General features: G+C 35.0%; 20 protein-coding genes. 17 read left to right on the top strand and 3 right to left on the bottom strand.

Going from position 1 to position 19497, the window contains the following annotated elements; genetic code table 11:
• Positions 1-125 precede the first annotated feature (125 nt).
• From FVB32_RS16050 to FVB32_RS16075, 7 genes are all read left to right on the top strand, one after another.
• Positions 126-2027 (top strand): tetratricopeptide repeat-containing sensor histidine kinase, encoded by a 1902-nt coding sequence (locus FVB32_RS16050; RefSeq protein WP_147744842.1) that lies wholly within the window; start codon positions 126-128, stop codon positions 2025-2027.
• A gap of 1 nt (position 2028) precedes the next feature.
• On the top strand, positions 2029-2652 hold the full coding sequence (locus FVB32_RS16055; RefSeq protein ID WP_147744843.1) for a response regulator transcription factor: 624 nt from the start codon (positions 2029-2031) through the stop codon (positions 2650-2652).
• Positions 2653-2785: 133 nt separating this feature from the next.
• Positions 2786-3193 carry a nuclear transport factor 2 family protein gene (locus FVB32_RS16060; RefSeq protein WP_147744844.1) on the top strand — a complete coding sequence of 136 codons (408 nt, stop codon included), beginning with the start codon at positions 2786-2788 and terminating at the stop codon, positions 3191-3193.
• 138 nt (positions 3194-3331) lie between these two features.
• Complete coding sequence (locus tag FVB32_RS17810) at positions 3332-3484, top strand: hypothetical protein (RefSeq protein ID WP_187269603.1); 153 nt, start codon at positions 3332-3334, stop codon at positions 3482-3484.
• An 86-nt stretch (positions 3485-3570) separates the two neighbouring features.
• Complete coding sequence (locus tag FVB32_RS16065; RefSeq protein WP_147744845.1) at positions 3571-4203, top strand: peroxiredoxin; 633 nt, start codon at positions 3571-3573, stop codon at positions 4201-4203.
• A gap of 221 nt (positions 4204-4424) precedes the next feature.
• Positions 4425-4877 carry a hypothetical protein gene (locus FVB32_RS16070; protein ID WP_147744846.1) on the top strand — a complete coding sequence of 151 codons (453 nt, stop codon included), beginning with the start codon at positions 4425-4427 and terminating at the stop codon, positions 4875-4877.
• A 203-nt stretch (positions 4878-5080) separates the two neighbouring features.
• Positions 5081-5557: a hypothetical protein gene (locus FVB32_RS16075; RefSeq protein WP_147744847.1), complete on the top strand. Its 477-nt coding sequence runs from the start codon at positions 5081-5083 to the stop codon at positions 5555-5557.
• Between the two features lie 75 nt (positions 5558-5632).
• On the opposite strand, the gene FVB32_RS16080 is transcribed toward FVB32_RS16075, so the two are convergent.
• The gene (locus FVB32_RS16080) at positions 5633-6211 is read right to left on the bottom strand and encodes a hypothetical protein (protein WP_147744848.1); all 579 of its coding nucleotides are present in this window, start codon (positions 6209-6211) and stop codon (positions 5633-5635) included.
• 472 nt (positions 6212-6683) lie between these two features.
• Here FVB32_RS16080 and FVB32_RS16085 point away from each other — a divergent pair, with 472 nt between their 5' ends.
• The 6 genes from FVB32_RS16085 (at position 6684) to FVB32_RS16110 (ending at position 11949) form a co-directional block, all read left to right on the top strand.
• Positions 6684-7934: a tyrosine-type recombinase/integrase gene (locus FVB32_RS16085; RefSeq protein ID WP_147744849.1), complete on the top strand. Its 1251-nt coding sequence runs from the start codon at positions 6684-6686 to the stop codon at positions 7932-7934.
• A gap of 8 nt (positions 7935-7942) precedes the next feature.
• Positions 7943-8776 (top strand): hypothetical protein, encoded by an 834-nt coding sequence (locus tag FVB32_RS16090; protein ID WP_147744850.1) that lies wholly within the window; start codon positions 7943-7945, stop codon positions 8774-8776.
• Positions 8777-8885: 109 nt separating this feature from the next.
• Complete coding sequence (locus FVB32_RS16095; protein ID WP_147744851.1) at positions 8886-9209, top strand: helix-turn-helix domain-containing protein; 324 nt, start codon at positions 8886-8888, stop codon at positions 9207-9209.
• Positions 9210-9302: 93 nt separating this feature from the next.
• Positions 9303-10532 carry a primase-helicase family protein gene (locus tag FVB32_RS16100; RefSeq protein WP_147744852.1) on the top strand — a complete coding sequence of 410 codons (1230 nt, stop codon included), beginning with the start codon at positions 9303-9305 and terminating at the stop codon, positions 10530-10532.
• Positions 10533-10855: 323 nt separating this feature from the next.
• Entirely contained in the window at positions 10856-11272 is a 417-nt protein-coding gene (locus FVB32_RS16105) for a hypothetical protein (RefSeq protein WP_147744853.1), read from the top strand.
• A gap of 17 nt (positions 11273-11289) precedes the next feature.
• Positions 11290-11949, top strand: a complete 660-nt coding sequence (locus tag FVB32_RS16110) for a hypothetical protein (RefSeq protein ID WP_147744854.1) — start codon at positions 11290-11292, stop codon at positions 11947-11949.
• A 332-nt stretch (positions 11950-12281) separates the two neighbouring features.
• Here the strand turns inward: FVB32_RS16110 and FVB32_RS16115 are convergent, their stop codons facing one another.
• Positions 12282-12752: an SHOCT domain-containing protein gene (locus FVB32_RS16115; protein ID WP_147744855.1), complete on the bottom strand. Its 471-nt coding sequence runs from the start codon at positions 12750-12752 to the stop codon at positions 12282-12284.
• Between the two features lie 110 nt (positions 12753-12862).
• On the opposite strand from FVB32_RS16115, the gene FVB32_RS16120 reads away from it, so the two are divergent.
• The gene (locus FVB32_RS16120) at positions 12863-13084 is read left to right on the top strand and encodes a helix-turn-helix domain-containing protein (protein ID WP_147744856.1); all 222 of its coding nucleotides are present in this window, start codon (positions 12863-12865) and stop codon (positions 13082-13084) included.
• Between the two features lie 13 nt (positions 13085-13097).
• On the opposite strand, the gene FVB32_RS16125 is transcribed toward FVB32_RS16120, so the two are convergent.
• Positions 13098-14165 carry a hypothetical protein gene (locus tag FVB32_RS16125; protein ID WP_187269604.1) on the bottom strand — a complete coding sequence of 356 codons (1068 nt, stop codon included), beginning with the start codon at positions 14163-14165 and terminating at the stop codon, positions 13098-13100.
• A gap of 172 nt (positions 14166-14337) precedes the next feature.
• Between FVB32_RS16125 and FVB32_RS16130 the strand changes: the two genes are divergently transcribed.
• From FVB32_RS16130 to FVB32_RS16140, 3 genes are read left to right on the top strand one after another with little or no spacing between them, the layout of a single operon-like run.
• Positions 14338-15174, top strand: coding sequence for a DUF4007 family protein (locus FVB32_RS16130; protein ID WP_187269605.1), 837 nt, complete (start codon positions 14338-14340; stop codon positions 15172-15174).
• Positions 15164-18364: a hypothetical protein gene (locus FVB32_RS16135; protein WP_147744859.1), complete on the top strand. Its 3201-nt coding sequence runs from the start codon at positions 15164-15166 to the stop codon at positions 18362-18364. Before FVB32_RS16130 ends, FVB32_RS16135 begins: the two co-directional genes overlap by 11 nt.
• Positions 18357-19496 carry a phosphoadenosine phosphosulfate reductase family protein gene (locus tag FVB32_RS16140; protein ID WP_147744860.1) on the top strand — a complete coding sequence of 380 codons (1140 nt, stop codon included), beginning with the start codon at positions 18357-18359 and terminating at the stop codon, positions 19494-19496. Before FVB32_RS16135 ends, FVB32_RS16140 begins: the two co-directional genes overlap by 8 nt.
• Position 19497: the final 1 nt, after the last annotated feature.

Below are 19497 nucleotides of genomic sequence, written 5' to 3' on the forward strand. Positions count from 1 at the left end.
CCGAATACCATTCATGGTGTTAATTTAACCATTCAAGTGTATTATATGGAAGTTAATACAGTTTAACAAAACTTAGCATTCATTACATCTACCTTTGGGTAGAAATTCCAGAATATAAGTCCATCGTGCGCGTACTCATTCCATACTTTTTTTTAGTGATGGCAATGCTACCTCTTCAATCCCAAGAAAAAGAAGCAATTGATAGTCTTAGAATTACCCTTTCTTTAGTCAAAAATCAAGAAGATGCTGCCACTTTGAATTTAGCCCTTTATAAAAGGTTAATGGGTGTACATTCCGATTCGGCCCAATTACACCTAGATCGGGCAGTTACATTTACAAAAAAGGACTTGTCTAGCACCTTAACAGGAAAAATAATAGCAGCTCAAGTTGAGCGGCATTTGATTGCCAATAATTATGACAGTGTCTTCCACTATGTGCATAAAGCCCTAGGAGTAAAAAAACATCTTGGCCCTAAACTTTTAATCGATGTTTACTCTATGCAGGGCACTGCACATTATTATAAGAGTGAATATGCCAAAGCCATAGCTGCCCATAGGAGGGCTGAAAAAGTCTGTACTTCCAATAATTTGGAAGGAGGAATGGCGAAGGTGTTCAACAATATTGGGATTACCTATATTAAAATGGAGAATTGGCCCAAAGCCAAGGAGTTTATGACCAAATCATTTGATCTGTGTAAAAAACATACTATCGAAAGAGGAATGGCATTTACGCTCGGCAACCTTGGCATTATAAACAAGCACCAAGGTGATTTTAAGGAGGCCATTGAAGCTTACGAACGTTCCAATAAACTACTTGATAATTTGAATGATGAAAGAGGGATGGCAAGAAATTATGATAATCTTGGTGCACTTTATGAAGAATTAGGAAATCATTCGTTTGCACAATATTATTATCTCAAAAGTCTGAATGCCGCCCAAGCTATTGGTGATGAATCAACCATGACCAGTGCACTGCACAATCTCGGAAATCTGTACGCTAAACAGGGAGATTTTGCCCCCTCCATTGCAAACTATGAAAAGAGTTTGGCAATTGCAGAAAAACTTGATAATAGGGATGTTGTACGCGACAACCATCTGAGGTTGGCCAATGTTTATGAACGTAGTGGTAGCCCTTTACTGGCATTGCAGCACCAAAAGTCATATACAGCATGGAAAGACAGCATCATAAATCAAGAGCATCTAAAGGATATAAGTGAACTGGAAATCAAATATGAATCTGAGAAAAAGGAAAATGATATTTTGTTGCTTTCCCAACAAAAGTTACGCACTGATGCCAAGTTGGCCCAGCAAAGAGCAAGAATCAGACGACTATCGTATGGGCTCTTAGGAGTCACTATAATTCTTGGAGCAGGCATTATGATCATTATGCAATACCATAAAAATCGTAAGCAGCGACAGTTAATAGAGACCATCGCCGAAACTCAAATTGCCGAGAGACATCGCATTGCCAGAGATCTTCATGACAGCATTGGTGGTTCTTTGGCCCTGGCCAAGAATACACTGCAATGCGTTAGTGAAAATCAGGATGAAAAGAACAAAAACATTCAAGATTCCATTCAAGCACTTTCACAAACCGCAAATGACGTACGCCGGATAGCACACAACTTAATGCCGGGCGAATTGGTCAAGTTTGGATTAGTGCCAGCAATTCATACCACTCTTGAGGGTCTAAAAAAAACCTCATTGGAAGCTGACCTCTACACGTTCAATATGGAAGAACGCATAAATCCCAACAAAGAGATACATTTATTCAGGATTATTCAGGAGGCCGTTCAAAATGTGATCAAACACGCCCAAGCCGATCAATTGAATATCTCTTTGAACAAACATCGAAAGTATCTAAGTTTAATGGTTGAGGACAATGGTATAGGAATGGATAGTGACAAAACACGTTCGGGCATGGGCATTGAAAATATAAAATCAAGGGTATCCCAACTTAAAGGAACTTTGAATATTGATTCTGTTACTGGGAGGGGCACCATAATAAGTATTCAAATACCGATGTAATATGATACGAGTTGCGCTTGCAGATGACCATACCATGTTTAGGGAAGGATTGGTTTCCTTATTGTCACAGGGCAATCATGTCGCTGTTGTTGCCCAAGCCAATAATGGTAAGGAGCTCTTAGACCTGCTTTTGGATACACCTGCCGATGTTCTGATTTTGGACATCGAAATGCCAGAGATGGATGGATTCGATACCATACAGAAAATAAAAGAGCTATCCATCGATTTGAAAATACTTGTTTTAACGATGCATTCCACACCGCAGTTCATCAAAAATATTTTCAAGGCTGGAGCTGATGGTTATCTCCCAAAGGATGTAGGGAAAACCACCTTGTTGGAAGCCATTGATAGGGTACATCAAACTGGTAGCTACCATTCACCTGAAACTATGAAAATTGTGATGGATAATCTTAAAGAAGGTACAATTTCAACAGGAATATCACCTAGGGAAAAGGAGATTATAAGACTCATAGCCGATGGGTATACCACTCAAGAAATCGCCGAAAAATTATATCTGAGCAAACACACGGTTGAATCGCATCGCAAAAACATTCTACTCAAATTGGGCTTGAAGAATTCTGCTGGATTGGTGAAATATGCCATTCATAGAGGACTAATCTATTAATAGCAGAATTTGCCTACCTATTTACCGCCAGTTGATAATTTGGCTATTTCGGGTTAGAGCACTCATTTTAGGCCTGACTAATTTTGTATTAAAATTAATCATGGTATTTTTCAAAAGAAAACTTTTTATTGTTATGATCCTACTTTCCGCTGCAACTTATGCCCAAGCGGAAAATGAACGGAACACTGATTTAGTTGGACAGCTTTCCGAGACCTATCGTTCTGCTGTGCTAGAAGAAAACACCGATGCACTTATCAATATGCTACACCCGGAGGTGATGTTTCATCCACCATCGGGGGGGGCGTTCTCAGGAAAGGATATCGTAGGGAAATTAATCATATCCTTCTTGGATAAGAACGATGTAACGTCCTGGAAGGTAAATATCGATAAACGGGCAAATCTTGGTAATAGTTTAGTGGAATTTGGGAACTTCGAAATCGTTGAAAATGGTGAAACCACCAGTAAGCGAAAATATATCAATATCTGGTCTACGTATAAGGGGGAATACAAGCTATTCTTTCGGGGATGGTCTCCTCTATGACACTGTCCCGATTTAACCTCTATAAAAATAATAGTTCTCTTACCTGTTTTCTGGTATTTCAATTTTTGCCGATTTATGGTTAAAAATTGCTGCAGTAGCACATCTATTTTTGATCCATAACCTTTTAAAAGAACGATTATGAAAAAAGTACTGTCCATTTTGGTTTTGATGTTATTGAGCGTATCGCTTTTTTGCTGCGATAAGGACGATGATGGTTGCTATGACATTGGTGACCATAGGGAATTGTCCACTGATGGAAATACACCTGATGTTGCTAACTCTGGGGATTAAATTCAAATCTAAATGCAAAATAATACCTTGGGATTTGAACCCAATTCAAATTATTAAAAAAAATTAACCTAAAGAATAGATTAAAAATGAATGCAATACGATTAGGAGATATTGCTCCAAATTTTGTGGCTGAGAGTACACAGGGAGAAATCAATTTTCACGAATGGCTTGGTGATGCGTGGGGGATGTTGGTATCCCATCCAGCTGACTTTACTCCAGTCTGTACTACGGAACTGGGAACCATGGCCAACTATGGGGATGAGTTCGCAAATAGAAACGTAAAGGTAGCTGCCATAAGTGTAGACCCCATGGTCTCGCACATGAAATGGATCAAAGACATTGAAGAAACCCAGAATGCTGAGGTAAGCTTTCCTTTGATAGCCGATGAGGGTCGAAAGGTTTCTGAGCTATATGGCATGATACATCCAAATGATGATGCTACCATGACTGTACGGTCTATATTTATTATCGCTCCCGATAAAAAGGTGAAGCTTATTTTGACCTATCCAGCATCAACCGGAAGAAATTTCGATGAACTTTTACGGGTTATTGACTCCTTACGATTGACTCAATATGAGATGCTTGCCACACCGGCAAACTGGAAAAAAGGAGACGATTGTGTCATATTGCCATCGGTGAGCAATGAAGAAGCCGAGAAAATGTTCCCCAAGGGATTCAAGGAAGTAAAGCCATATCTCAGATTAACACCACAGGTTTAATCACCATAAGGCCAATATTATATTTTTGAAAAGGCATAAAGATGGGTTAATTCAGTGTTTTGGTGTAAAAGAGGCCCAAAGGTAGCTAGATGTCTCCATTGGGCCATTATCAGCCTTTAATAGGTCATTCAAAGTGAAATGAGGGTTTTAGGATGTTGCCAATTATTTTACAATATTAAAAGACAATATAACTAAGTGGATTACTAATTGAAAATCAGAAAATGAAAAACAGATTCTCCTACATATTAATAATCTTGGGATTGGTATGTGTGCGGGCGCAGGATAATATGGAAAGACTGACGGAGTACATCGATAATGCCCAATTGGTCATCTATTCTGAATCTTCCTATTTGAGTGACAGTATGGCCAGTGCCATTACCTATGTGGATTTCTGCCCTGGCGGCACTTACTATTATAGCTATGATGGCTCTTACACGGTAAAGGGTACTGGGAATACCAGTAATCGGAACAATAGGGCAAATGGTGCTGGAGTAGCAGAAAATTCAGGCCAATGGAAGGTTTTGGAATACCAAGCGGGGTATTATCTCGAAATTGTGGATGCCTATGGAAAGACTGATTATTACCCTATCAACATTCAAAATCTAATCAATGGAAAATGGAAAATAAATAATACCACTTATGTTTTTGCCCAAGGCAAAGGTAGATGTCATTGATCAACAATAAAAAAGTAGTATTTTAAAAGAACAAAAATTCTTTCACAATGAACAGCTATCGTTTTATGCCAAAGTATTTGATCGTAAGTCGGGTGAATTTATTAAAGACTTACCATAATACCATCGCATTACCTGGTTTTTGGAAGCTTCTATGAGCCAGGGTGAAAAGGATTCAGTACAACCACTTTATTTAAAATATGAAAATGTTACGAAGTACTATCTTAATGATCATTGCCATGTTCATATCCCTATCGCTGAATGCGCAAAAGGATTGGAAATTGGTCTATTACAATGATAAAAATGGCAATAAAATAGAAGGAGAACTCCAAGAACTCATGGAAGCCATCAGACTAGGCAAAGAAATCCGAATCTATTTCCAAATGAAACGCCAAGACGATTCCAAAGTTTTTGTCGAGCATTTGACAGAAGCCAAATACCTGACCATTCTAAATTCCCCAAGCGGAAATCATGTCACCGCACAAATCGATCCCATCGTGGGGCAAGTTCCGGTTTTTGATAAGGGGCACATTCTTCTAAAGGAAAATTTGGAATGGAGTTTAATCGTCTCCACCAATGGTGTAAACGATATGATGACACGCCATTTGGTCACCGGTGAGGTTATGGACCATCGCAGTGTTCGTTGGTCAACAAAATGGTATACATATATGGATAAAAAATAATACCCCAAGCTTGAAAAGGGCCCTGGAAGATATTACATTACCTATCTATGGGCGGATCTAAGCAATTAAAATACACTAATTGCTCTGGAATCTTACAGAAAAAATTCCATTTTCAATATCCACATAGTCATTCGTAGCCCTTATTACTGTTGGGTTTATTGTTATATGATATATCCTGCCACTAAAAGTGCCCTCAATGATATTATTTTCTATTTTTATAATTCGAATTTCCACTTCATCCCTTTCCGTAGTGCCATTATAAAAGCAAATTGCAGCTGGGTCAGAACAGGATTGTTGGAGGCCTTTGACAGTATTATCCACCCACGATACGGCCCCTTCAGACCTTTGAAGGGTATAGGGCAATGCAATATTATTTAAATCGACATTTGTCATAGGTATCGACCAGTAGCCATCGGTCTCATCAGATCCGTTTCTGTATGATTGTAGATATATGGTGTTGTCAGTGCTGTTAAAAACATTGATATTACCATTTGCACCGCCATTGAAAATTGTCTGCTCATAGAAAACAGATGTATTCAAAACATCTGATGAAATGCCAAGTGATGTAGTACTAGCATCCGAGCCATCATCATTTTGGCAAGAATAAAGCACAAAGGTTACCGATAGCATAATAATCATTTTGTCAATCTTCATTTTAAGAAGTCTCATAATTGTTTTCTATCAAAAGTAGTCTTGCTCAAAAAGAGGCATATACCCCTAAATGGCCAAATTATAAACTGGCAGAAAAAAGGTATAAATACATGATTTAAAAAAGGTCAAAGTTATAATACCTGATTTTCAGTAATCATTTTTTTTGAAAACTATACATAAACAGGCTTTTATTCTCATCTTTAAAAAAAACTAGGCACATTTTAGGTAAAACAAAGGGCTTCCAGTATTTGAAAGCCCTTTTTTATATGTGATCGCAGCAGGATTCGAACCTGCGACCGTCTGCTTAGAAGTTGTATAAATGTACTTGTAGTTATTTATTGTTATTTATCAATAACTTGATTATCAGATATTTACAAATTTTTTATTTATATTTACCTCTCGCCATTTTGTGCAATTTATTGAAAAATAATGCAAGTTTTGTGCAAGTATTTGGTTGAATTAAAATTGTAAATGGATGGATTACAACATTTCTTATTATCTGGACAAGAGGTTCGAGAGAACTGATAATACCTATTCCATAAAGTTAAGGGTTTACTCAAATTTGGTTAAAAAATCCAAGCTCTTTTCTACCAAAAGATCTTTATCCGTGGAAGACTTTGAACGATTCATCTATAATAAAAACCTCAAAGGGTTTAAGAAGGATACCAAGTTGGAGTTGGAAGCTTTGAAAGTTCATGCAGAAAGTATAGCTAAGAAGTTGGAACCATTTACTTTCGAAAAGTTTGAGCGGAGGATGTACGCAAAGAAAAATGCTTCAATCAACATTTCTCATCATTATAAAAATAAAATTGAAGCCTTGCACTACAACGAACAACTATCCACAGCGAGCAATTATGATTTAAGTTTTAAATCTTTAAGCAAGTTCGTTACTGCCAACTATAAAACCCTACCTGAAAACCTGACCTTTTATGACATCACTGCTGATTGGTTGGAAAAATATGAAACTTTTATTGTAAAGAACCAGAAACAAAGCCTCACCACAGTCTCTATTTACCTAAGAATGCTTCGTACCGTTTTTAACGATGCCATAAGAGACAATGACATAAAGCAGGAGCTCTACCCTTTTGGTAAAGGAAAAGGGCTTTATCAAATACCTGCGACTAAAAAGAAGAAAAAAGCACTTAGCCAGCAACAATTGGCGATATTGTTTAATGCAGAACCACAAACAAAGGACCAAGAAATGGCAAAGGATTTTTGGTTCTTTAGCTATGCATGCAATGGTGCCAACATAAAGGATATTATTCAACTAAAATGGGATAATTTAGATGGAGATTGCATCAATTATTTTCGTGCCAAGACGATTAATACTAAAAAAGGTAATCTGACGGAGATAAGCATTTTTCTAAACGAATATGCTTTAAGCATTATTGAGAGGTATGGAAATAAGAATAAGAACAACTACATATTTCCCGTACTTAAAATGGATGATGATGCAATGGAACAGTACCGCAAAACCAAGAACTTCACTTCTTTTGTTAACCTACATTTTAATAAGTTGGCAAAAACCCAAGGATTCGAATTTAAGATTTCCAGTTATTGGGCAAGACACAGTTTCGCTACAAATGCAATTAGAAGAGGGGCGTCTATGGAATTTATTAGCGATGCCTTAAACCATTCCAGTTTGAACGTAACTAAAGGATATTTTGCAGGCTTTCAAGACGATGTTAAAAAGCAATTTGCAAAGGATTTAATGAATTTTGAGTAGTTAGGGTTATGAAAAAAGGTGGGAAATTGGGTGATAATACGGATTTATTTGTGAATATTTTCAAGGAATCACATAAATCATGTTTGGATCAATTTAATATAGTTTTATCGTCTACCAAAGAGATTACTACTCCCGAATTAGTGGGTAAAATTGAATCCCTTGTCAATAAAATTGGTATCGATATCACCCAACGAGAAGAATTGTTCGACAATACCCAGAAGCAAAGAACAAGCAAGGAAGATGACAATCTGAAAAAAATCAAGGTTTTTCTTTTAAATAGGCTCTCCCTTTTACAAAAAGAATTGGATCTAGAACAAGAAGAATGGGCAAACCAAATTCTTGAAGAAGAGGGTGGGTCTTTTGATTATGAGAAAACAAGAAAGGAAATAATTGAATATTTAGGTATAAAACCTCACACATCTTTTAAGTCAAAAAACAATGCAAACTCGAAAAAAAAAGATAATAATATAGTCGAAAGTTCGGAGGAGATTTTTGGCATCAAACAATTATTTAAGAATGAAGAACAATTCGAAAAAGTGATTTGTTCTCTTGTCGAAAATGAATTTATAATTGCAAAGATGGATGCAGGCTATGAGTGGATTTTTTCAGAAACTAAGGAATATAAAACAATTCAAACAGTAATAGCTTTAATGGTCGTTCTGGAAACAAAAAATTATCTAAAACTCAATGCAAAGGCCGTATACAGGTATATAAAGGCAGAGTTTGGCATTACTATGAATAAATCCACCTATAGTCGTTCTTCCAATGCGTTAAAACAAGACTATGAAAAGCCAAAAACAAACAACTTTAGATATATTTCCTTATTTAGAGATATTCTGTAACAACTTTGGCAACTGTTGCAATAGTTGCAATAGTTGCTATTATGTTCCCCTTTTTTCTTTATAATTCCTTATAGTTTTACCTCGTATTAACATCTAAATATGCGGTAAAATGAAGAATTATAACGTGCCTACACTTGAAATGCTGCCTTTACTTGTTCAAAAATTGAACGGCGATATTTCCGAGTTAAAAGAACTAATTGTACAACAACACCCCTTAAATAAGGGAAGTCTACCAAAATACTTTGGTGCAAAGGAGTGTTGCAAGCTTCTGAATATAACATTACCTACATTATACCTATACACTTCTCAAAGAAAAATACCACATAGCAAGCAGGGAAAGCGCTTGATTTTTGACAAAGACGAAATTCTTGATTGGGTGAAATCAGGCCGTGTCCGCACCGCAACCGAAATCCAGAACAAAACAACCATATAAGCTGGTCAATTGAATTATTGGAAAAACTAGAAGCTCAAAAAAAGGCTATAAGTATAATGAGGAAGAATACCAATAACCTCAAATCAAGATGACATGGATAAAGCTAAAAAGAAAAAACATCTCAAAAAAAGAAAAAAAGATTCCCCTGAAAATTATGCTAGAGTAGGCATAATCTACTTCAAGATAATTTGGGTGTCCAATAGGTTTGAAAGCATTGTCCGCAACTTTGTACGATGGAGTCGACAAGAACTTTTAGTTGATTTTTCCGACAACAAACATTTGTTGAAAAAAATCAAAATATATGACGGTTTTGGAATGTTTCCAGACAATACGAAAAATGGATATGTAAAAAGTGAGTATAACCTTTTGAATCGTTACGATTCCTTTTTATATGAGCCCAAAGAAGGTGAATGGGGTTATGTCCGAGCATTTCTTATGCATATTTTCGGGGAGCAATACAATTTGGGCCTTCGGTATTTTCAAACCCTGTATATGTACCCTAAAGTAATCCTTCCCGTTCTGGTGCTTGTTAGTAAAGCAAGAGAAACTGGAAAAACTACATTTCTCAATTTCGTAATGGCAATTTTTGGGAACAATGCCGTGATGTTGAATAATGAAATGATCGGCAGCAGTTTTAACGGTTCCTATGCGTGGAAGAATATCATCTGTATTGACGAAGCTGGATTGAACCACAACAATCTCGATGAGAAAATAAAGCTTCTTTCCACCGCAAAGACAATTGAAGTTAACGAGAAATTTGTTCCGCACTACTCGCTTCCCTTTTATGGAAAGCTAATTATAGCCTCCAATAAGGAGAACAGCTTTCTCAGGATTGATTCGGAGGAAGTGCGGTACTTTATTCGCAAACTTAAAAAACCCAAAACCCATGATTCTTTTTTTCTGGATAAGATGATAGGGCAGATTCCAGCTTTCATATATCACCTCTCTCAAATGGAAGAACCAGACTTCAACAAGTCAAGGCAATTGTTTACCGTCAAGGAGTTGAAGAACGACAGTCTAAAAGCAGTTGTAGAGGAAAGTAAATCATATGTATATAAGGAATTACAGGAATCGTTTATAGAACTGTTTGCTAACAATGATATTTCGGACAGTATTGTGCATGCCACACCTACAGACATCAAGCAGAGGTTCTTTATCAACAACCACAAAATCGATAGGGTACAGGTCAAAAAGGCGCTTAAGGATGAATTCGGGTTTAAAAAAGAGGGGCTTTCCAGGTATGTCCCGTTTGGTATTAGGAATATGTCAAGTAAAACTGGTAGGCCATGGGTTATTGAAAAAAGGATTTTTATGGAAGAGTAGCATTGAATAGGTCTGACACAAAAGCACAAAAATAGTGTTACAAAAAGAAATTAGAAACAGCAGTTATACAATCAATTAATACAATAACTACCAATCTGATAATGGATAATGGCATGAAAAAGAGTTAATGTATATAACAACTGCCGTTGGTTACAATGTTACCAGAAAGTAACGGAAAACGTAACACGGTCAAGCCCTGTGAACAATGCATTTTATCCTATTCTATAACAATGTAACTTTTATTTTAAAGTAAATAGTATAAGTATATATAGAAGTTTAACTAAAATCTTGTAACAATGTTACAGGTGTAAAAAATGGATTGAATGGAAGAGACAAAACAAATGATTTTAATGGAAAATCTAAAAAGACTAGTAAGCGGCGAGGCTGCCCCATGCTATTTAACCTCACGTGGGTTTGAATATGGTAAGGCTGAAGGCTCAAGGATAGACCTTGACGGACTGGAGCCGGTAATAGAGTTTATCCATACCCATCTGCGAAGGACAGAATCCATTAACACCTCCCAGACCAGCTATGGGCTAAAAAGCATTTACGAAAGGTGCAACAGGGAGCAGATTTCAAACGGCCTGTGGATTGCCGCTATGCTGGCCTGTGGTTACATGTGTAGGCCCGCAGAGCCTTTCAGCACAGAAGTCCATTTTAACGTGTATAGTGTAAGCCGTAGAGGGGAGCATAAAATAACTGGGGGGATTGCACTGGAAAAAGAGGAAAAACGAGTATAATTATTAAACATAAAATTATGAGCAGACAATTGTTGCAATTTGAAAAGGAGAGATACGAGGCTACCAAGGAGAATGTTAAGAATTTCGCTAAGCTCCTAGTTAAGGCCTCAGAGGAAATAGAAAGGTTAGAGGTGGGGAGTATAGAACCAAACGGCCTAAAGGACGGAAACTTCACAGACAGGGTTCTGGATTTTTACAAAAACGAGTGGGAGTCCAATACCGCTTTTAAGCATGTTAGCTTTGAGAAATATCTACAGTTCATTGAGCTAGACCTAACCAACCTAGAGCTTTTACAGGAGGAATATAACGGTAGGAAAAATTGCACGTATTCCTTTTACCCCCACAACAATTCGTACTTTGATTATTGTGAGCATAGATACAAGGTAGGACTAGAGGACGCCAGCAACAAGGTGGAGATTAAGATAATGGACATGTTTAGACTAGAAGAGAAAGATGTAGCTGTAGAGCTAGACGAGGAATATTTTAAGCTATACACCACCAATGCCAAACAGGCAGAGAAAATTAGCGATATCGGGGCTTTTGTATCTGCTTCGAAGAAGATGGACTTAGATTACAAAATAGTTAAGAAAGCGGCAGGGCAATGGCTAAAGGATTTATCTTATAACCTAGAAAGCTTTGAAATCGATTATTATTATCTACTTACCAATATTAGATAACCAAAATGGCATATTCAATGAAGGAGGAATAGATCCACCTCCTTCTATTTAAGGGCTGGCAGTTGGCTTGGTAACTACGCCAGCCCTATTTTATTTTGAAGTGTTTTTCCACACCGATAACAAGCGTTAATATTTTTTTGTGTAATTATTATAGCAGACCTTTTTAAAAGTTATGATTTCAAGTGATTTATACCTGAAAAATTACCACATACAATTACCAATGGGAAATCCGTGCTAAGCAAGTGCGGATTGGAGTGCGCAACATATTGCAGCCAATCCATAATGAGCGCGAAGTAACTTAACGACTCCATACCAATATGTTAATGCCGCTATTAGATACCCAATACCTGCCTTTTCTTTAAATCAAATTCTTCTTGAGTAATAATGCCTTTTTCTTTTAATCCTGCCAATTTTTCTAACTCCTCCGCTTCGGAAAGTTGATTTTGAATTACGGTTTGAGATTTACTGCCATTCCTAAGCCTGTTGATTTCTGATTTGAGTTTATCGAATTCTGATTGCTGCTTTTTGGAAAAATTTATGCTGTAATCATCCATTGGTGATGCCATTAGACTTCCTTTGGATAACTCTTTGGAATTTTGGGAAGTGGCAAATTGGATAAAACCCCATGTCATGGTATTTGCTGATTTGTAATTGACATTCTTTATATCATCGAGGAATATCTCCTTGTCACCAGAGGTCATCATTCTTTTTAACCCAGTCAATTTTTTTCGTACAATCAATCTATTGGGGTATAGTAATACAGAACCATTTCTTCCATCTGCTTGAAACAAAATATCATCCATGTCTTTAATCTTTTTATTGTCTTTAAATAGGTTTGTCTATCTTAATTTGTTGAAATTAAAACAACCGTTCGGTTGTTATATAACTTAATTTTTGCCCTGAAATTGTCCTTATGGAAAAAAAGGGCAATGAGCAACTACTTACTAACCTCGCTAAGAGGGTTAAAGAGTTACGAAAAAACAAGGGTGTAACCCAAGAAGATGCCCTTAATGATACTGGTATTCAATTCTCTCGAATAGAACAAGGAAAAAGAGATGTACAGCTATCTACGCTTCATAAAATTTGTGAATATTTTGAGATTTCATTGAAGGAATTTTTCGATACTTCTTTTTAAATCAAAGGTGGATTCACTCTAACTTGAAATTACCAAATAAATCATCGTTTTTATCAATCAAAGGATCAAGCCAATCCGCTTTATCCTCCGCCCACTTAAGCCATTCATTGACCTTGAGTGTCAAACTTTTTTCTTTTATCAATTTGTTCTTTTTTGCACAAAGAAATGCTCGAATCGATTCCGCCTTTTTATAATTCTCAACATCCTTGAGGAGAAGTTTAAATTTTTGAATTTCTTCCTCTGTTTTTTGCTCTTGCTTTTCCCTTAATTCTCTTTCCTTTTCTCTTATTATTCTTTCCGCTTCAACCTCTTTTCTCCATTCTATTTCTTTTAAAGCATCTGATTCCAGTCTAGCAACAATTTTGGACAACTTAGTTTCAATTGGGTTCTGTTTACTATCACGCCACTCCTTGGTTTTGGAATACTCATTTGTTTTTAATGCTAACACTCCTGTAGGCACATAGTCAGAAGTTCCATATATAGTTTTGGCAGGTATTCTTTTATCTACTTCTCTTAAGTAAAACTTAATCTTTATATCAAAAACTTTTGCATAAGTGCCAAACCTATCTGTCTCAATAGTGTGTCCTCTTACCTTCAACAATTTGATTAGCGCATTTACAAATCGTAATGATCTTGACCTGCAATTTTCACTGACCCTAATTGACAAGGATTTTTCTCTTAAACTATAATCTCTTTGCTTTAAGTTCTGCCAATGTAGCGCAGTCGTAGAGATTAGAGAATCTGGATGTCTTAGGCTCTTGGGTACGACCAATAAAGAAGTATTTTCAATTTCAATTTTTCTTGATAATTGATTTATTGCTGAATTATTTAAAACATTCACAAATTGAATTTCTTTATCCCAACTCATTTTATCAGGCAGTTCCACTTTATCAACTGATTTGCCAAATCTAATCTTTGACCAATATCCCCTTTCTGGTAATGGTATGTTATATTTTTTACAAATCTTTTTGATATCTGATATTGAAAGAAAATACTGTTTTATAATAATGGTTATAGGTGTTGACCATATTAGATCGTATACCTCTTTTCGTGATAAACTGCTGTTTTGATCCAAATTCATGGCATTAGTTTTGTCTTCAATTTGATTCAAAGATTAATATTATATGGAGCAGTAACAATCTTTTGTGCATTTTAAATTTCAATGATTATCAACATTAGATTCTGAACAAAAACATTTACTATTCTTCGTTAAGCTTTGGTTAATAAACTATTTTTACTTTAAACGGTATATTTTGACTTATTCAGGACATGACACCTTTCATTGCAGGCTTTTTTGGTTAAAAAAGGGATTCGATTATACATTGACAAAACAAAAATTTCAAGATGATTCCGGTGTATTTCTTGGGGTGGGTAAAAACATGGTTAATTCTATCCGATTTTGGTTGAAAGCTTTTGGGATTGTTAATGAGCAAAACCAATTATCAAAATTGTTTAGCAACTTGCTAGATGACGATGGATGGGATCCATATTTTGAAAATGAAGGTACACTATGGCTATTGCACTACAAACTTTGTGCAATCAATCATTCCTCCATCTATAATTTGATTTTTAGAGAATTGAGAAAACTAAAACCTGAATTCACTAAAACACATTTCATAGACCTTGTTAAGGAGAAAAAAACAGACCAAAGTGAAAATATTTTAAGTAAAGACTTTTCAGTTTTTACTAGGACATACAACGATAAACAGAATGACCTAAAAGAAGATAGTTTGTCAGGATTACTTTCGGAATTAAACTTACTAAAGGAAATTGGAAAGAACGAAAACAAGGAGCCGTTATATAGAATTGAAAATAATTCTTCTGATAGTCTTCCAATTAAAATATTGTTATACTGTATTTTAGAAAATGAGGCCTATGGTAATTCAATAAGTTTCAAATCTTTATACAGTGATTTGCGTGGAGTTGGAAATATTTTTGTTCTAACTCCAGAAGAGCTTGAAAATAAATTAATCGAACTGGCGTCACTTTATCCCAACATTACTTATAGTAACGAAGCGGGAGTGAAAGAGCTTCAAATCAGGGAGAAACCTAATTTAATTGGAATATTAGAAGAATATTATGCCGCATAAATATACTCCGTCTGTTAATATCCTTAGAGATAGCGATTTACAATTAAACTATGTAGTCACTCCAAATGCTGAGAGGATTGCATCAGAAATTTTTAGTGAATATAATAGAGGGTTTCACTCATTTACGCTGATAGGATCCTTTGGCACAGGAAAATCTTCCTTTCTATGGGCATTAGAGCAAACTTTACTTTCAAAGAATTCATTTTTTGACCTTGACTTATCCAAATTTAACGACTCAATTAATATTATAAATTTCGTCGGGGAATACACTTCAATCATTCAATCATTCAATGAAAAAATTGGAGTGCAAAAAGATTTTCCTGGAAATCAAATATTATTCGACGTTATATTTCAAGAATATGAAAAAGTTAAGGATGAAAATGGTTTATTGATAATCGCAATTGACGAGTTTGGTAAATTTTTGGAGTATGCAGCTAAAAATGATCCTAACAAAGAAATGTACTTCGTGCAAAAATTGGCCGAGTTTGTAAATAGTCCAGATAGAAATATATTACTGATAACCACATTGCATCAAAGCATTGAATCATATGGTTCAAGTTTAGAGTCCAATCAGATACAAGAATGGAAAAAAGTAAAAGGACGATTTAAAGAGCTTACATTTAACGAGCCTGTAGAACAGCTTTTGCACCTAGCAACTTCTCATTTCAAAAAAAATAATGTCAAAGGGAACTTTAAAAGAAGTATTGCACGGCTGATTGGTGATTTCAAACTCTTTACTATTCAGAGTGAATTCTTAGAAGAGATTGAAAATGATTTATACCCTTTGGATTCAATTTCAGCTTATGTATTAGCTACAAGTATTCAAAAGTATGGTCAAAACGAAAGGTCCCTATTCACGTTTCTTAATTCGATGGATTATGCACAAATTATTGAATCCAAATCCCGCTATGGCCTCCAAAATATTTATGATTATCTATTTAAAGAATTTTATAATTTTTTGACAAGTAAATCCAATCCAGATTATTCAAATTGGTATGCTATTAAAACCTCAATAGAGAGAGTTGAGGCTATTATCGAAAAAGATCAAGCTCCTATTCTAGATTTAGTAAAAGCTATTGGATTATTATCAATTTTTTGCAGTAAAGGGGCTAAACTTAATGGTGCTTTTTTTGAATCATATTTTTTCGAAAATTCGAGCAACATTCCAAAATATCTAGAAAAGCTTAGCTCTTTAAAGATTATTCGATTTAATCGATTTAATAATTCTTTCAAGTTATTTGAAGGAACAGATTTAGATATTGAGCATGCCCTAATTAAGGCAGAAAACCAAATAGATGATTCAATTGATATTCTGTCTAAACTGAAAAATTACTTTGAGTTTCCAATCATTACGGCTAAATCAGTTTCGTATACTACCGGTACTCCTAGACTATTTGAATTTATTTTGACCAATAAGCCCATTGATACTGAGGCTAATGGGGAAATAGACGGATTTATCAATTTGATTTTTGATAATCAATCGAACAAGAAAGATTATATAGACTACTCTAAAAATGGGGAAAACGCCGTCCTCTATGGTTTCTTCAACAATACAAACAAAATTTTTGAAACTCTATTTGAAATTCAAAAGTCTGAAAAAGTCCTTAAGGATATGGAAGACCAGAAGGATAGAGTAGCAATAAGAGAACTACTTTCCATTATTAGTAGTCAAAAGAATTTACTTAATCACTATGTGATGGACAGTCTCTATTCAGATAGAATTACTTGGTTTCGGAATGGACATGAAATCACCATTTCTAATAAAAGAGATTTTAACAAACAGTTATCCAAAATTTGTAGTGAAGTATATAATTTGACTCCAAGAGTTAATAATGAACTTTTCAATAAACATAAGATTTCAGGAGCGATTTCCGCCGCCAGAAAGTCCTTTTGGAAAGCATTAGTGCAATCATGGGACATAGAGGATATAGGTTTTCCAAAGGATAAATGGCCAGCTGAAAAGACAATCTATTATACCCTATTGAAGCAAACAGGAATTCATGTTATAGAAAATAGCAGCTACACCTTAAAAAAGCCTCAGAAGAAATCTGAAATTATTGAATTATGGAACGCCTGCGATAATTTCATGTTAAGTTCAAGGGAAAAAAGAACTGATATAACGGAATTAATAGATATTCTAAGTTCTAAACCATACAAATTAAAGCAAGGTGTAATTGATTTTTGGATTCCTATTTTTTTATTTATTAGACGTGGTGATTTTGCCTTGTTTAATATAGATACAGGTTTTGTTCCATATATAGATGAAACAACTTTGTACATGATTACAAGGAATCCTCAAGAGTATTCTTTAAAGAGTTTCGAACTAGATAACTTAAGGCTTACTTTATTTAATAAATATCGTGCATTCTTAAAACAAGAATCTGCTGCAATTATAAACAATGATTCATTTATTGAAAGTATTAGGCCTTTACTGGTTTTCTATAGAGATTTAGACGAATATAGCAAAATAACTAAAAATGTTTCAGAGGAAGCAATCAAATTACGACAAGCCATTGCCAAAGCTAAAGATCCAGAAGTTACTTTTTTTGAAGACTTTCCAAATGCTTTAGGTTATTCATTAAAGGAACTTTCAGGAGATAAAAAGGTTTTTGATGAATACATAATCGAGTTTCAAAATAAAATAGAAGAAATCAAATCTTCATATGGACATCTGAAAATCAGATTGGAGAGCTATATTAATCAAGAGATTCTGGGAGCTGATAGTAAGTTTCCACAGTATAAAGAGAAGTTAAAAAAACGATTTTCCTCACTCAAAGAACACCAAATTTTAAACAAGCATAAAGTTTTCTTAATGAGGATTAATTCTAACATCAATGATAGAGATAGCTGGTTAGTTTCAGTTTGTCAATCAATTATGGGAAAACCTCTCGATTCAATAAAGGATTCCGATGAAAAAGTATTAAAAGATCGTTTGTCTCTAATGGTTAAAGAACTTGATAATTTAACCGACCTGAATAGAATAGAACAACATGATGAAGAAACAGTTTTAAAGTTGGAGTTAACATCGATTGATGGTGGACTCAAAGAGCATCTTTTGAGAATTCCCAATAGTAAGCAAAAGATTATAGCTGATAAGATAAAAAATATAAAGAAAGAATTAGAAGACGATGAGAATATGAAAATTCCTATATTAGCTATGCTCCTAAAACAAGAATTAGATAGTGAATAGACCAAGACATATTTTAGGAATCTCCGGAGGCAAGGATAGTGCGGCACTCGCAATCTATTTGAATGACAAATACCCAGAACTTGATTTTGAGTATTATTTCTGTGATACGGGCAAGGAACTAGACGAAACTTATCAACTTATTGACAACCTTCAGTCTTATTTTGGAAAGCCGATTAAGAAATTAGAGAATGAAGAACTAAAAGGAACCAACGAAACTCCTTTCGATTTTTATTTCAAATCCTTTAGAGGTTATCTCCCATCCCCTCAGGCTAGGTGGTGTACTGCTTTAATGAAGTTAAAGCCATTTGAAAAATTCGTAAATGGAGAGCCTACCGTTTCTTATGTTGGGATTAGGGGCGATGAAGATAGAGAAGGCTACATTTCAAGGGAATCCAATATTCAATCCATCTTTCCATTTAGACGAAATATCTGGAGTAGCGATATTCTTTATAAATTCTTTAATCCAGAGAATAAAAGTCTGGTTTTAGATTTATATAGTAGTTTCTATCATGGTAAAAGATTGGACAAAATAATAGATATTCTATCACTACCTATAACTTTTGACAGAAATCAAAGAGTTGAAACTGAAAGAATTATTAAGCATAAAACTAATAGTGTCTTAGACTTAGGTATTCCTGAATTCAATAGAGCGGTTTTTCAATTTTCAAAAACAATAGGTTATCCTTTAGCCTTAGAAGATGATTATCCACTATTGGATAATGAAGACGTTTTGGTCAGGGATGACATTTTTAAAATTCTTAGAGATAGTGGTGTAGGAGTACCTGCATATTATGAAAAAGTACAATATGAAATTGATGGCCAGAAAGGAGAATATGCTAGAAGTAGATCAGGATGTTATTTCTGCTTTTTTCAGCAAAAAATAGAATGGGTTTGGCTATATGAGCAGCACACAGATTTGTTCAAAGAAGCTATGAAATATGAAAATACAGAGGAATCTTTCACTTGGGTGCCTAATGAGAGCTTAGAAGAATTAATACAGCCTGAACGTATAAAAGAAATTAAACAAAACCACTTAAAAAGATCCAATAAAGAAAAAGCTAAATCTTCCCCCTATCTATTGGACATTTTAGAAGGAACCGAAAGAGACGGTTGTAATACTTGTTTTTTATAAA

It is taken from the genome of Flagellimonas hymeniacidonis (genome assembly GCF_008040165.1).
Taxonomy (GTDB): domain Bacteria; phylum Bacteroidota; class Bacteroidia; order Flavobacteriales; family Flavobacteriaceae; genus Flagellimonas; species Flagellimonas hymeniacidonis.

What these genes read in the sequence shown, in the direction of transcription:
- FVB32_RS16055 (WP_147744843.1), top strand. Translation starts at nt 2,029, where the DNA reads ATGATACGAGTTGCGCTTGCAGATGACCATACCATGTTTAGGGAAGGA.
- FVB32_RS16060 (WP_147744844.1), top strand. Translation starts at nt 2,786, where the DNA reads ATGATCCTACTTTCCGCTGCAACTTATGCCCAAGCGGAAAATGAACGG.
- FVB32_RS17810 (WP_187269603.1), top strand. Translation starts at nt 3,332, where the DNA reads ATGAAAAAAGTACTGTCCATTTTGGTTTTGATGTTATTGAGCGTATCG.
- FVB32_RS16065 (WP_147744845.1), top strand. Translation starts at nt 3,571, where the DNA reads ATGAATGCAATACGATTAGGAGATATTGCTCCAAATTTTGTGGCTGAG.
- FVB32_RS16070 (WP_147744846.1), top strand. Translation starts at nt 4,425, where the DNA reads ATGAAAAACAGATTCTCCTACATATTAATAATCTTGGGATTGGTATGT.
- FVB32_RS16075 (WP_147744847.1), top strand. Translation starts at nt 5,081, where the DNA reads ATGTTACGAAGTACTATCTTAATGATCATTGCCATGTTCATATCCCTA.
- FVB32_RS16080 (WP_147744848.1), bottom strand. Translation starts at nt 6,211, where the DNA reads ATGAAGATTGACAAAATGATTATTATGCTATCGGTAACCTTTGTGCTT.
- FVB32_RS16085 (WP_147744849.1), top strand. Translation starts at nt 6,684, where the DNA reads ATGGATTACAACATTTCTTATTATCTGGACAAGAGGTTCGAGAGAACT.
- FVB32_RS16090 (WP_147744850.1), top strand. Translation starts at nt 7,943, where the DNA reads ATGAAAAAAGGTGGGAAATTGGGTGATAATACGGATTTATTTGTGAAT.
- FVB32_RS16095 (WP_147744851.1), top strand. Translation starts at nt 8,886, where the DNA reads ATGAAGAATTATAACGTGCCTACACTTGAAATGCTGCCTTTACTTGTT.
- FVB32_RS16100 (WP_147744852.1), top strand. Translation starts at nt 9,303, where the DNA reads ATGGATAAAGCTAAAAAGAAAAAACATCTCAAAAAAAGAAAAAAAGAT.
- FVB32_RS16105 (WP_147744853.1), top strand. Translation starts at nt 10,856, where the DNA reads ATGGAAGAGACAAAACAAATGATTTTAATGGAAAATCTAAAAAGACTA.
- FVB32_RS16110 (WP_147744854.1), top strand. Translation starts at nt 11,290, where the DNA reads ATGAGCAGACAATTGTTGCAATTTGAAAAGGAGAGATACGAGGCTACC.
- FVB32_RS16115 (WP_147744855.1), bottom strand. Translation starts at nt 12,752, where the DNA reads ATGGATGATATTTTGTTTCAAGCAGATGGAAGAAATGGTTCTGTATTA.
- FVB32_RS16120 (WP_147744856.1), top strand. Translation starts at nt 12,863, where the DNA reads ATGGAAAAAAAGGGCAATGAGCAACTACTTACTAACCTCGCTAAGAGG.
- FVB32_RS16125 (WP_187269604.1), bottom strand. Translation starts at nt 14,165, where the DNA reads ATGAATTTGGATCAAAACAGCAGTTTATCACGAAAAGAGGTATACGAT.
- FVB32_RS16135 (WP_147744859.1), top strand. Translation starts at nt 15,164, where the DNA reads ATGCCGCATAAATATACTCCGTCTGTTAATATCCTTAGAGATAGCGAT.